Consider the following 12,488-nt stretch of genomic DNA (forward strand, 5'->3'; position numbering starts at 1 on the left):
AGCGGGAGTCACGGCTGGAACCGCAGCACCTGCGGGTCGTGGTCGCTGATCTGGTCGTTGAACTCCGAGTTGATGTGCACGGAGTCGTAGTCGAAGTCGCAGCCGCGGCTGATCGACGGGCTGACCAGGATCTGGTCCAGGACCTGGCTGTTGCCCTGGTAGTCGTAGGTGTAACGCTCGCTCTTGGGCAGCGACTTGATCGCCGACCACAGCGCGCCGCCGTCCTCCAGCAGCTTGGCGGTGTCGGAGAACTCGAAGTCGTTGATGTCGCCGAGCGTGATGACGTCCGCGTTCTTCTGGACCTTCAGGATGTCCTTGACGAACGAGTTCACCGCGGTCGCCTGGAGATGACGCTGGGTCTCCGAGCTGCGCGCCGGAGGCTGGAACTGCGAGGTGAGACCCTGGTCGCCGCCCTTCGAGGAGAAGTGGTTGGCGATCAGGATGACGGTCTTGCCGCGGAAGACGAACTCGCCCGCGAGCGGCTTGCGGCTGTTCGTCCAGGCCGCGTTCGTCGGATCTATTCGGCCCGGCGAGAGGGTCAGAGCCGCCTTGCCGTGGTCCTTGGTGACACCGACGGCCGTCGTGGCGTCGCCGCCCGGCCGGTCGGTGAAGGAGACCCGCGCCGGGTTGAACAGGAACACCTGACGGATGTTGCCGCCGGGCTCGCCGCCGTCCGCGAGGTCGACCGGGTCGATGGAGCGCCAGTCGTACGCCGGGCCGCCCGCCGCCACGATCGCGTCGATCAGCTTCTTGACCGTCTGGTCGGCGGCGACCGTGCCGTCCTTGGTCGCGCCGTTGTTGTCCTGGATCTCCTCCAGGGACAGGATGTCGGGCGACTGCAGGTTGTTCACGATCGCGGCGGCGTGCGCGGCGAAGGTGCTGTCCGAGGGGTCGAGGTTCTCGACGTTGTACGTCGCCACCGCGAGCTCGTTCCGCGACTGCTTGCGGGTCGTCTCGCGCTTCAGGCCGCCCTGCTTGAGGGTGCCGAGCTCGTTGGCGACGAGGGTGTAGCCACCGAACTGGTTGAAGTCCAGCGGGCCGGTCGTGGTGCCCTTGAGGCTGTCGCCGACGTTCGCGGTCGGGAAGTCGGCGACCGCGCCCAGGGACTGGATCTGGAGCCGGCCGGTGTTCTGCGAGGTGTACGAGCCGTACACCGTGCCGCCGCGCCGGTTGGGGTTCTCCCACGGCTTCACCGTGACCCACAGCTCGGTGAACGGGTCGGTGGCGGTGACCACGCGGGCGTCCTTGACCTGGACGTTCATGCCCTCGAGGGACTCGTAGTAGTCCAGGGCGTACTTCTTGGGCCGCAGCGTCAGCGCGTTCACCGAGCCGCTCGCGGCGGTGTCGCCGTCCGGGGTGTACGCGGCCGGTACGGACCTGGCGTCCACGACGACCGGGGCCGGGACCGCGTTGCCGCTGGAGACGACGGTGACCGTCGGCTTGACGATCTCGGTCACCGACTGGTTGCCGGACGTGGCGCCGCCCGGCACGAACTCCGAGACCGTGCCGGTGACGGTGACCGAGTCGCCGACGGTGACGGTCGGCTTGGAGCTGGTGAAGACGAAGACGCCCTCGCTGGTGGCCGGGTCGGCGTCCGGGGCCGTGTCCTGGATCCAGAAGCCGCGCGACGAACCGTAGGTCCGGACGCCGGTGACGATTCCCGCCACGTCCGTGACCTTCTGGCCCGCGAGCGGGGAGAGGCGCGTGGTGCCCTGGATGTCATGAATGCGCACGGTGTCGGCGTGCGCGGCCGACGGAACCACGACCATGGTGGCGACCGTTGAACAGACGGCGGCGACAGTGAGCGCGGCGAGACGCGCGGAAGACTTGCTCGGCAACGGGATCCCTCCGGGGACAAGCGTGGGTGCCGGGACGAATGTGACAAGGGTGGTGCAGTGGGGGGAACGCGACCTGCTGGGCGGCTGGCGACGCGCGTAGACATCCGGTGAACACTCGGTGCGAAAGGCTCCGCGCCGAAGGCTCGGCACCGGGCGATCGGCAGTGAACGCCCGGCCTTGGGGGACAGTGAACACGATGGAGCACGGCGGAAGTCAGGGGGATGCGGTGAAACGGCACCCCTCGACTTCTACGCGCGTCAATCTCCTGCCTGGTCAGGGCAGTTGTCAAGGTTTCAGCCATGTACCTCCTCTGACAGGTTCATGAACCGGGCGGCATGGTGCCAAATCCGTCTAGGCTGAGCGGCTGAGTCGTACGGCCTTCAACGCGACGTCGTACGGTCGTCAGACGCCGTCGTCGGACCTGGGCGCACCCGGGTGCCCGTCGTACGGCCATTCGGGCGCCTGAGGAGAAAACAGCCGATGTCAGACAGCTCCCCCCTGCCGCCGGTGCGACTGCACTCCGAAGCGGAGCTGGCGCGGGACGCGCTCGCCGCCCCGCTGGTCTCCCGTGCCGCGCGGCTGGCCCGCTGGGCCGGGCCGGACACCCGGGTCGGGGCCGGCGGCGAACTCGTCCAGGAGCAGTTGCCTGCGGCGGCCCGGGCGCTGGGGCTGCTCGGCGGCGAGGGTGCCGGTGGCGCAGGCGCCGGGGGTGTCGGTGGCGTGGGCGCCCGGGGTGCGGATGCCGGTGAGGCGGGCGTCGGTGGCGTTGGTGTCGGGATGGGTGTCGAGGACGCGCTCGCCCATGCCAGTGAGGCCTGGCGGATCGCCGTGGACGCCGGGCTCGTCGAGGTCGTCGACGAGGACGAGGGCACCGTCACCGTGGGCGAGGACCTGGCGCTGCTCACTTCGGGGTCGCCGCACGAGGTGCTCGCGGTGTGGCTCGGGGCGCTGGAGACCGTCCTCGCCGACGCGACCGTGCCCGACCTCGACGATCTCCTCGACGCCGTGGACGAGGGCGCCGACGTCGACTTCTCCCAGCTGGACTGGGACCCGGAGGCGGAGGCCGCCTTCCTCGACGGTGTGCTCGCCAACCTGTACCTGCTGAGCGTCAGCGAGGGCGGTTCCGCCGGCAGCCCGGTGCCGCTGCCGGCGCTGGCCGCGTCCATGGTCGTACCGGGTGACATGGGCGAGCCCAGCAACGACGTCCTCGAGCAGGTCTCGGACATGATGATGCGCCTCGACGACCAGTTCCGGCTGCTCGAGCCCATTGGACTCGTCACCTACCGGCCCGTCGACGAGGCGCTCATGGCGGACACCGACGAGCCCGCCGAGGGCGCGCTGACGGGCGACGACACCGACGTCTCCCGCTACGGCATGGTGCGGCTGACCCCGCTCGGCCTGTACGGCGTACGGGCCCGGCTGCTGGAGTCCGGCTTCGAGGCGCCCGCCGTCGGAGAACTGGCCGACAAGGGCGCGGACGCGCTGCTCGACGGCACGGCGTCCTTCCCCGCGACGGCCGCGCAGGCCGAGACCGAACAATGGCTCACGCGCCGCGAACCCCTCGCGGCGGCCCGGGAGTTGCTCGCGGCGGCCCGGGGCGGCGACGCCGGCGCGCCACTGCGGCGGCTGCGCTGCCAGCAGGCCCTGTCCCTCGTCGGCGCCGAGGCCGAGCCCGCGCTGCGCGAGGTTCTCGACGACGCCGAACTGGGCGGCCTCGCCCGCGTCTGGCTCAGCGAGCACGGCGCCCCGGATGTGCCGCCCCCGTCCGAGGAGATGGTCTTCTGGCTGACCATCGACACGGTGGCCGCGCAGCTTGCCGCCGAGGGCAACTCGGCGGAACTGATCGGGCTGGTGGAAGGGCTGGCACGACAGCACGGCGGTTTCTTCGAGGCGGCCTGGCGCGTGGACCATCCGGCAACGCCGGACGTGCTGGAGGCGATGGGGCGGCTGCATCCGGACAAGCGGGTGGCCAAGGAGGCGCGGAAAGCGGCGTTCAAGGCGCGGTCGCAGCAAGGGGGGTGAGCGGGTTCGCTTCGCTGGAAGAGGCCGCGCTGTGCTGCCGGTCGGCTGCGGCGCCGTCGTGGCTTGTCGCGCAGTTCCCCGCGCCCCTGTCGGCGCTGCCCTTCGGGCAGCTGCCTCCTTCCGTTCAACTCGCGTTCAGGCGTGGGCGGGACGGTGGCGTCGAACCGGCTTTGCCACGGCTTGCCCGCCGTCACTGGAGACACCATGTCGCTCACCCGCAGGGACTTCACCAGACAGTCCGCGATCACCTCGGCCGGGGTCGCGCTGGCCGGCAGCGTCGGCGCGCTCGCCACCGCGCCGAACGCTCTCGCGTCCACGGACATCGAGAGCGTGGACGGAGAGGCGGAGGACCGGCACCACGGGGTCGGCTACGGCCCGCTCCTGCCCGACCCCAAGGGCCTGCTGGCGCTCCCCGCCGGGTTCTCCTACCGCGTGATCACCTACAGCGGGAAGACCACGCTGGACTCCGGCGAGACCACCCCCTCCAACCACGACGGCACCGCCGCCTTCGCCGGCCCGCGCGGCATCACCCTCCTCGTCAACAACCACGAGCTGAAGGGCCCGCGCGCCAACTGGAAGTACCCGGTGCCGCTCACCGAGGGCCTCGTCTACGACCCCGCCGCGGCCGGCGGCTGCACGGTCGTCGAGGTGCGCCCCGGTGGCCACGTCGCCGAGTGGGTGGGCATCGCCGGCACGTCCACCAACTGCGCGGGCGGCAGCACCCCTTGGGGTACCTGGCTCACCTGCGAGGAGAACTCCGACCGCGCCGGCGTCAACGGCATGACCAAGGACCACGGGTACGTCTTCGAGGTCGACCCCTGCGACAGGCGCGCCAACCAGAACCCCAAGCCCCTGAAGTTCTTCGGACGTTACGACCACGAGGCCGTCGTCATCGACCCGAAGCGAGGCCACGCCTACCTCACCGAGGACGCCGCCGCCCCCAACGGCCTCCTCTACCGCTGGACCCCGCCGCAGCATTTCCACTACGGCCACGGCGCCTTCCGCACGCTCTCCGACACCGCGGGCACGCTCCAGGCCCCCAAGTGCTTCGACTCCGCGGGCAAGTTCGTCGACGACCTCTCCCGCGCCACGAAGATCGGCACGGTGTACGGCGTCGACTGGGTCGACGTACCCGACCGCGACGGCAAGACCGTCGCCGTGCGCAAGCAGTTCGCGGACGGGGAGATCACCCGGGCCCGCAAGCTCGAAGGCATGTGGTGGGGCGACGGCGGCACCTACATCGTCTCCTCGTACGCCCGGGCCGAGAGCCCCGTCCAGCACGACGGCCAGGTCTGGTTCTACGACCCCAAGCGCCGCACGCTCACCCTGAAGGTCCTGCTGGGGGTGAACCCCGACCCGTCGGCCGACGGCGCCTTCGACGGCCCCGACAACATCACCGTCTCGCCGTACGGCGGCCTGGTCATCGCTGAGGACGGCGAGGGTGTGCAGCACCTGTTCGGCGCGACGGACAGCGGACGCACGTACCCGATCGCCCGCAACGAACTGAACCTCGGCACCGAAGAGGCGCCCGAATACAGCGAGTTCACCGGCGTGACCTTCTCGCCCGACGGAAAGACGCTGTACGCCAACATTCAGACGCCCGGGATCATGCTGGCCATCACCGGCCCCTGGAAGCGTAGCTAGCCAGCGAGGGGCCACTTTCGAGTGACCTCACGTGCGAAGTGGCCTCCCGCCGGACCCTCTGAAATAACGTGCGGATCAGACACACGTGTTCTGATGAGGGTGGGTGGGAGACTGCGTTGGCAGAAAAACTCTTGGGCGGGATAGCAGAGGGAAGCCTTGTCTGGCTGGCTGACGGGTCAGCGGTTCCGATCGAACAGGTCGCGGCAAAGCCATGTCCTGTGCTCTCCTACGACAAGCCATGGGACACCAGACCAGTGCGCTACGGTCCCAACCAAGGGCCACGAGATCACTCTGTGGGAAAGTTGATCTCCGCTGTCCGGGCGCCTGCAGCCAGGCGGGAATGAGTTCCATTGTGCGTGTCTCCTTCGTGTCCGGGCGAGTCGTAGAGACTGCGCTCGGGCATTCGTGGGTGACACAAAGGCGCACTGGCCGGCAGGCCTGGGAGTGGAAGAGAGCCGAAAAGCTGGAAGCAGGAGACCGTGTCCCGCTTCCTCTGACGGCGAGTCGGTTCGGGCGTGAAGGCGGAGCGGCGGAAGGGTACTTCGTTGGGGCCATGCTCGGTGACGGAGGCATGACGTCGTGTACACCCGAGTTCCACGGCGATCCGGCCGATGGTGCCGCAGCCTTCATCCGGCAGTTCGCCGCAGGGTACGGGTGTCGGACACGTGAAATTGATACGGGCTCGGTCATGCGCATGCGCTTCCCGTACAGATCCGGCCATCGGAACCCCCTCACAGAGATCCTCAGACACTTCGGGGTGTGGGGTATGAGGTGCGAGGTCAAAGCTCTTCCGGAAGGCTCTCTGAGTCGGGAATTCTGGCTCGGCTGTCTGTCGGGTCTCGTCGATACGGACGGGTGCGTTCGACTCCGTGTGAACCCTCGGGGAACGTTGCACGGGTCGGTGGAATACACGACTGTGTCCAAGCGGCTTGCAGAGCAAGTAGCCGACCTTCTGCTGCGGCTGGGTGTGCCAAGCCTGATTCGAGAACGCCCACCACGCGTGGGCGGAGAAAGCAGGTTTTCCTCCGCAGGTTTTGAAATCGTGAACCAGCTCCCCTTGTATCAGGTCGAGGTGAGCCGCGCGACTGCGGTGGTTCGGCTGGGTGGTCTGTTGGACCTTCGCCTTGGATACAAGGCCGACCGTCTGGCGGAACTCGTGAATCGTGTCGCTCACGTGGAGCCGGCGAGTAGCGAGATGCACGGTTACGACAAGGCTGTCGCGCTGGATCGGGTGAAAGCCGTGACGAACGTGGGCCGCAAGGCCCTGTACGGCCTTGCTGTTGAGCCAAGTGGACTGATCGTGGTCAACGGCATCATCACAAGCAGCTCTCCGACACCTCCTGACCTGGCGACTCCGCGCTGAGGGGCGCAGTTCAGGGCTGGCGGAAGCGCCAATTGACATCTAACATTTCAATTGTGGAAGCCATCCGACCCGTAGCCCGGACCCTGCTCAGGGATCGCGCGTACGAAGCGATCAGGGATGCCATCGTCGCCGGGGAGATCGAGCCCGGCACGGTGGTGCGCGACGCCGAGTTCGCCGAGCGGCTCGGGCTGTCCCGGGCGCCGGTGCGTGAGGCGTTCGCGCGGCTGGTCGACGAAGGGCTGCTGGAGAGCAAGCCGCAGAGCTACACGAAGGTGACACCGGTCGTGGCCGCCGACGTGCGGGACGCGGCGGCCGTGGTCGGGGCCATGCACGAGCTGGTCACGCGGGTCGCCGTGCCCCGGCTCTTCGCCGCCGACGTCGAGGCGATGCGTACGGCGAACGAGCGGTTCACGGCCGCCGTCCGGGCCGGCGACGTGGAGTCCGCGCTGCGCGCCGACGACCAGCTGCACGACGTCCTCGTGCGGGTCAGCGGGAATCGCGCGGCGGCCGCCACCGCCGCCCGCTACACACCCCTCATTCGCCGCCTGGAGCGACGGCGCTTCAGCGAGGGCGGCAACTGCCGCTCGTCCGGCCTGCACGACCGGCTCGTCGATGCCTGCGCGGCCGGGGACGTGGACGAGGCGGTCCGTGTCACCGCGGAGATCTGGCGTGGGCTCGCCGAGCTCGCGGACAGCGAATGATCCCGGGAGGATCCCCATGTCCCTTGCCTCGTACGAGCGTTACCCCCTTCTCTTCGGCCCCTCGCCCGTGCACCCGCTGGAGCGGCTCACCGCACACCTCGGCGGCGCCGCTCTCTGGGCCAAGCGGGAGGACTGCAACTCCGGTGTCGCTTACGGCGGCAACAAGACGCGCAAGCTGGAGTACCTCGTCGCCGATGCCCTCGCCCAGGGCTGCGACACGCTCGTGTCGATCGGCGGTGTGCAGTCCAACCACACCCGTCAGGTCGCCGCCTGTGCCGCCCGCGCCGGGCTCAAGTGCGTTCTCGTACAGGAGAGTTGGGTGGAGTGGCCCGACTCCGTATACGACAAGGTCGGCAACATCCTGATCAGCAGGCTCGCCGGGGCCGATGTGCGGCTGGTGCGTGCCGGGTTCGGTATCGGGTTCAAGGAGAGCTGGGAGCTGGCGCTGCGCGAGGTGGAGGAAGGGGGCGGCAAGCCGTACGCGATTCCGGCGGGCGCCTCCGACCATCCGCTCGGCGGCCTCGGTTTCGCCGGCTGGGCGTACGAAGTCGCCGAGCAGGAGCGGGAGTTGGGGGTCTTCTTCGACACCGTGGTGGTGTGCTCGGTGACCGGGTCGACCCAGGCGGGCATGGTCGCCGGGTTCGCCGCGCTGGAGGAGGCGGGTGGCCGGCCCCGGCGCGTGCTCGGCATCGACGCGTCGGCGGCGCCCGCCCGGACGAAGGAGCAGGTCGCGCGGATCGCCCACAACACCGGCCAACTCATCGGGGTCAAGCGTGAGTTGACTGAGGCGGACGTCGAGCTGGACGAGCGCTATCACGCGGGCACGTACGGGATCCCCGACGACACCACCCTGGACGCGATGCGGCTCGCCGCCCGTACGGAGGGGATGGTCACCGACCCCGTGTACGAGGGGAAGTCGATGGCCGGGATGGTCGATCTCGTGGCGCGGGGCGAGATCGGGCGGGACTCCACCGTCCTGTACGCACACCTGGGCGGGCAGCTGGCGCTGAACGCCTACAGTGCGCTGTTCTAGACCTCGTCCGGTCCTCCCTCATCCGGTCCTCCCTGGTTCGGGAAGAGCGGTTCCGGTGCGGTGAAGGCGAGTTCGGCGAAGCGTTCGCCCATGCGGCGGTGGGTGGCCGCGTCCGGGTGGAGCTGGTCGGGCAGGGGGAGTTCGGCGTAGTCGGACTCGCCGTACAGCTCGCGGCCGTCGAGAAGGCGGATGTTCGGGTCGTCCGCCGACCGCTGCCGCACGATGCGCGACAGCTCCTCCCGGATGACATTGAGCGTCAGTTTGCCGGCGGCGCGCTCGGCGGGGGCACCCATCGCCTGGAAGCGCAGTCGGCCGGCGTCCATGGTGCCGAGGTCCAGGGCGGTGGGGCCGGGGGTGTCCTCGTGCATGGGGCAGTGGATGGGGGAGACGACCAGCAGCGGTGTGGTCGGGTGGCCGTCGCGGATGGTGTCGAGGAAGCCGTGGACCGCCGGGCCGAAGGCGCGCAGACGCATCAGATCGGTGTTGACCAGGTTGATACCGATCTTGACGCTGATCAGGTCGGCGGGGGTGTCGCGCATCGCGCGGGCGGTGAACGGGTCGAGCAGCGCACCGCCGGCCAGGCCCAGGTTGATGAGTTCCACACCGCCGAGCGAGGCGGCGAGCGCCGGCCAGATGGCGGTGGGGCTCGCCGCGTCGGAGCCGTGGCTGATCGAGCTGCCGTGGTGCAGCCAGATCCTGCGGCCCCGGGCGCGGAGCGGTACGGGTTCGACGGGGGCGTCGGTGCGCAGGGCGACCAGCTCGGTGGTCTCGTTGTGGGGCAGCCAGATCTCGACGACCTTCGGATGGTCCGGCAGGCCCGTGAAGCGGAGCGTGCCGAACGGGCCCGGCCGCGTCTCGGCGGTTCCGGCGGCCATGTCGACGGTGATGGTGTTGCCGCCCCGCACAATGCCCTGACCGGCCTGGCGGCCGTCGACGAGCAGATCGTAGATGCCGTCGGGGCGGGGTGGGGCGCCCACATAGGCCCGCTTGGTGGGCAGCGAGTCCAGCTCGACGGAGGTCGCCCGGGTGCGGAAGACCAGCCGTACGCCGGAGGACTGGGCCTCCGCCATGGCGAGTTGGGGGTCCGTGTTCTGGGCGCGGGCTCGGGTGGGCAGGCGGTGGGGGAGTACCCCTTGGGCCGTGTGCTCGAGGTCGAGGGCGCCGTGGACGAGGTCCTCGGTGATGGGGGTGGTGATCGGGGTGGTGCTGGAGGAGGCGTGCGGCGTTGTGTTCGGCATCGTGGTCGGTGGCGTGCTCGGGGTGGTGGTCCGGTCGTGCTCGGGGTGCATGTCTGTCCTCGGACTGTCGGTCACGGGGCGGAAGGGGCGGGCCAGTTGCGCAGCAGGGCGTCGAGGGCGTCCAGGGTGCGGGTCCAGCTCTCGTCCGAGTCGGGGGCGCTGTGGCTGAAGCCGCCCGCCGTCTCCAGGCTGACGTAACCGTGGAGGACGCTGCCCAGCAGGCGGACCGCGTGGGTCTGGTCCGGCTCCGTCAGGTCGTAGCCGCGCAGGATCGCCCGCGTCAGCTGGGAGTGCCGTACGCCCGCACTGGCCGCCGCCGTCTCGGGGTCGAGCCTCATCCGGGCTGCGGCGGCGCGGCCCGGATGCTCCCGGCCGTAGTCGCGGTAGACGTTCGCGAAGGCGGTCAGGGCGTCCTTGCCGGCCCGTCCGGCCACGGCGTCGGAAGCCAGGTCGGCGAGTTCCTCCAGGGCGAACAGCGCGATCCTGGTCCTGAGGTCCTGGGTGTTCCTCACATGCGAGTACAGACTCGCGACCTTGACGCCGAACCGCCGGGCCAGCTCGGAGGCCGTCACCTGGTCGAAGCCGATCTCGTCGGCCAGTTCCGCTCCGGCTCTGGTCAGGCGATCCGGGGTCAGTCCTGCGCGTGCCATGACCCTCCTTGTGTTTGGCTAAGGAGAATATAGGTTTGCCTAAACTGTTTAGGCAAATTAGCCTGCGCTTATGGAATCGTTGACCGAGCAAGAGATCCGTGCCGCGTTCGTGAACTGCACGAAGGGTGAGGCGCGCCGCCTGGCCGTGCCGCACGACCTGGCCGACCGTCCCTGGGAGGACCTGGACTTCCTGGGCTGGCGGGATCCGCAGGCCCCCGACCGCGCCTACCTCGTCACCGAACTCGACGGCCGTCCGACCGCCCTCGCGCTGCGCGCCTCCGCGCCCGCCTTCGGTCAGACGCGGCGCAGCCTGTGCTCGATGTGCTTGACCTCGCACACCGGAGGTGTCTCCCTGATGGTCGCCCCGAAGGCGGGGAAGGCCGGGAAACAGGGCAACTCCGTGGGCGCGTACATCTGCGACGACCTCTGCTGCTCCCTGTATCTGCGCGGCAGGAAGGACGCGGGCGCCGGGTCGCGGCTCCACGAGACGATCACTCTGGAGGAGAAGATCCGGCGGACCGTGGGGAACGTCGCCGCGTTCATCGCCAAGGTGACGGCTTGACGCCCACGGTCCGGTTCGGTGCGTGGTCGTACGTCGTTACAGAGCCTGGGCCGCCGGCTTCACCATGCCCCTGACGGTGCGGGACTTGACGAAGTCGCCGATCGCCGTCATCTCCCACTCGCCGGAGAACTGCTTGATCATCTTGGCCATCATCACGCCGGTCTGTGCCTCGGCGCTGGTCAGGTCGAAGCGGACCAGTTCCTCGCCCGTCGCCGCGTCCAGGAGACGGCAGTACGCCTTCGCCACCTCGGTGAACTTCTGGCCGGAGAAGGAGTTCACCGTGAAGACCAGACCGGTGACCTCCTGGGGGAGACGGCCCAGGTCGACCACGATGACCTCGTCGTCACCGCCGCCCTCGCCCGTGAGGTTGTCGCCGGAGTGCTTGATCGCGCCGCCCACGATGGAGAGCTTGCCGAAGTAGCAGCTGTCGATGTGGTTGCGCTGCGGGCCGTACGCGATGACCGACGCGTCCAGGTCGATGTCCTTGCCCCGGTACGCCGGCTCCCAGCCGAGGCCCATCTTGACCTGGGAGAGGAGCGGGCGGCCGCCCTTGACCAGGGAGACGGTCTGGTTCTTCTGGAGGCTTACGCGGCCCTTGTCGAGGTTGATCTTCCCGGCGCCGGGCGTCGGGGCGGGGGGAGCCGGGGGTGCGGCGGGCGCGGGGGGAGCGGAGAACGATCCTGCCGGGGCGGGCGGGGCCATCGGGGGCGCCGGGGGCTGGACCGGGGCCGGCTGCACGGCAGGGGCCGGGGCCGGTTCCTCCACGCTCACGCCGAAGTCCGTGGCGATGCCGGCCAGGCCGTTCGCGTACCCCTGGCCCACCGCGCGGGCCTTCCAGGCGCCGTTGCGCAGATAGACCTCGACGATCACCAGCGCTGTTTCCGAGCCGAGCTGCGGGGGTGTGAACGTCGCCAGGACCGAGTTGTCGTCCGCGTTGCGGATCGTGGCCGTGGGCTCGATGCCCTGGAAGGTCTGGCCCGCCGCGTCCGGGCTCGCCGTGACGACGATCTTCTCGATGCCCGGGGGGACGGCGGTGGTGTCGACCGTGATCGAGTCGGGGGTGGTGCCGCCACCGGAGCGGTACGTCACGCCGGGGCCGGTCGGCTGGTTGTAGAAGATGAAGTCGTCGTCGGAGCGCACCTTGCCGTCGGCGGTGAGCAGCAGGCTCGATACGTCGAGCCGTACTGGGGCGGCGACGTCCACCGTCACTCGGGTGACGGGGAGAGGGATGTTCGAGCCGGGGGTCATAGCTGTCATGACCGGTGAACGACCGGACCCGCTTTACCGTTCCCTTACCCGGTGGGCAATTGGCTGGCCAAGGGTTTTCGCCCCCGCCGCCCCTACCCGTCCCATCCCTGGGGGCTGCCGCCCCCAGACCCCCGCTTTCGGCCTGAACGGCCTCGTCCTCAAACGCCGGACGGGCTAAAAATTAGCCCC

The 12,488-nt window shown here is 69.6% G+C and carries 10 protein-coding genes; 6 read left to right on the top strand and 4 right to left on the bottom strand.

Annotation, left to right across the window (positions count from 1 at the left end; all coding sequences use genetic code 11):
* Nucleotides 1-8 precede the first annotated feature (8 nt).
* Entirely contained in the window at nt 9-1,838 is a 1,830-nt protein-coding gene (locus tag PV396_RS01335) for an endonuclease/exonuclease/phosphatase family protein (protein ID WP_319199696.1), read from the bottom strand.
* A gap of 480 nt (nt 1,839-2,318) precedes the next feature.
* Between PV396_RS01335 and PV396_RS01340 the strand changes: the two genes are divergently transcribed.
* The 5 genes from PV396_RS01340 to PV396_RS01360 all read left to right on the top strand — a co-directional run bounded on the left by PV396_RS01340 (nt 2,319) and on the right by PV396_RS01360 (nt 8,601).
* Nucleotides 2,319-3,860 carry a hypothetical protein gene (locus PV396_RS01340; RefSeq protein WP_319199697.1) on the top strand — a complete coding sequence of 514 codons (1,542 nt, stop codon included), beginning with the start codon at nt 2,319-2,321 and terminating at the stop codon, nt 3,858-3,860.
* 204 nt (nt 3,861-4,064) lie between these two features.
* Nucleotides 4,065-5,504 (top strand): alkaline phosphatase PhoX, encoded by a 1,440-nt coding sequence (locus PV396_RS01345; RefSeq protein WP_319199698.1) that lies wholly within the window; start codon nt 4,065-4,067, stop codon nt 5,502-5,504.
* A gap of 766 nt (nt 5,505-6,270) precedes the next feature.
* Nucleotides 6,271-6,867 carry an LAGLIDADG family homing endonuclease gene (locus PV396_RS01350; protein WP_319200603.1) on the top strand — a complete coding sequence of 199 codons (597 nt, stop codon included), beginning with the start codon at nt 6,271-6,273 and terminating at the stop codon, nt 6,865-6,867.
* Between the two features lie 53 nt (nt 6,868-6,920).
* The gene (locus PV396_RS01355) at nt 6,921-7,568 is read left to right on the top strand and encodes a GntR family transcriptional regulator (RefSeq protein ID WP_319199699.1); all 648 of its coding nucleotides are present in this window, start codon (nt 6,921-6,923) and stop codon (nt 7,566-7,568) included.
* A 16-nt stretch (nt 7,569-7,584) separates the two neighbouring features.
* Nucleotides 7,585-8,601, top strand: a complete 1,017-nt coding sequence (locus tag PV396_RS01360) for a 1-aminocyclopropane-1-carboxylate deaminase (RefSeq protein ID WP_319199700.1) — start codon at nt 7,585-7,587, stop codon at nt 8,599-8,601.
* Here PV396_RS01360 and PV396_RS01365 read toward each other — a convergent pair.
* Both PV396_RS01365 and PV396_RS01370 read right to left on the bottom strand, forming a co-directional pair.
* Nucleotides 8,598-9,839: a GDSL-type esterase/lipase family protein gene (locus tag PV396_RS01365; RefSeq protein WP_319200605.1), complete on the bottom strand. Its 1,242-nt coding sequence runs from the start codon at nt 9,837-9,839 to the stop codon at nt 8,598-8,600. The two genes, PV396_RS01360 and PV396_RS01365, sit on opposite strands and share 4 nt — an antisense overlap.
* Nucleotides 9,840-9,910: 71 nt before the next feature.
* A complete protein-coding gene (locus tag PV396_RS01370; RefSeq protein ID WP_319199701.1) occupies nt 9,911-10,489 on the bottom strand; it encodes a TetR/AcrR family transcriptional regulator in 579 nt (192 codons plus the stop codon).
* 70 nt (nt 10,490-10,559) lie between these two features.
* Between PV396_RS01370 and PV396_RS01375 the strand changes: the two genes are divergently transcribed.
* Entirely contained in the window at nt 10,560-11,051 is a 492-nt protein-coding gene (locus PV396_RS01375) for an FBP domain-containing protein (protein WP_319199702.1), read from the top strand.
* A gap of 36 nt (nt 11,052-11,087) precedes the next feature.
* On the opposite strand, the gene PV396_RS01380 is transcribed toward PV396_RS01375, so the two are convergent.
* Complete coding sequence (locus PV396_RS01380; protein WP_319200607.1) at nt 11,088-12,299, bottom strand: TerD family protein; 1,212 nt, start codon at nt 12,297-12,299, stop codon at nt 11,088-11,090.
* Between the last annotated feature and the right edge of the window lie 189 nt (nt 12,300-12,488).

This window comes from Streptomyces sp. ME02-8801-2C (assembly GCF_033793965.1).
GTDB lineage: Bacteria > Actinomycetota > Actinomycetes > Streptomycetales > Streptomycetaceae > Streptomyces.

Excerpts from the sequence above, each read along its gene's own strand:
- PV396_RS01340 (WP_319199697.1), top strand. The coding sequence starts at position 2,319 with ATGTCAGACAGCTCCCCCCTGCCGCCGGTGCGACTGCACTCCGAAGCG.
- PV396_RS01375 (WP_319199702.1), top strand. The coding sequence starts at position 10,560 with ATGGAATCGTTGACCGAGCAAGAGATCCGTGCCGCGTTCGTGAACTGC.
- PV396_RS01360 (WP_319199700.1), top strand. The coding sequence starts at position 7,585 with ATGTCCCTTGCCTCGTACGAGCGTTACCCCCTTCTCTTCGGCCCCTCG.
- PV396_RS01350 (WP_319200603.1), top strand. The coding sequence starts at position 6,271 with ATGAGGTGCGAGGTCAAAGCTCTTCCGGAAGGCTCTCTGAGTCGGGAA.
- PV396_RS01345 (WP_319199698.1), top strand. The coding sequence starts at position 4,065 with ATGTCGCTCACCCGCAGGGACTTCACCAGACAGTCCGCGATCACCTCG.
- PV396_RS01365 (WP_319200605.1), bottom strand. The coding sequence starts at position 9,839 with ATGCCGAACACAACGCCGCACGCCTCCTCCAGCACCACCCCGATCACC.
- PV396_RS01370 (WP_319199701.1), bottom strand. The coding sequence starts at position 10,489 with ATGGCACGCGCAGGACTGACCCCGGATCGCCTGACCAGAGCCGGAGCG.
- PV396_RS01380 (WP_319200607.1), bottom strand. The coding sequence starts at position 12,299 with ATGACCCCCGGCTCGAACATCCCTCTCCCCGTCACCCGAGTGACGGTG.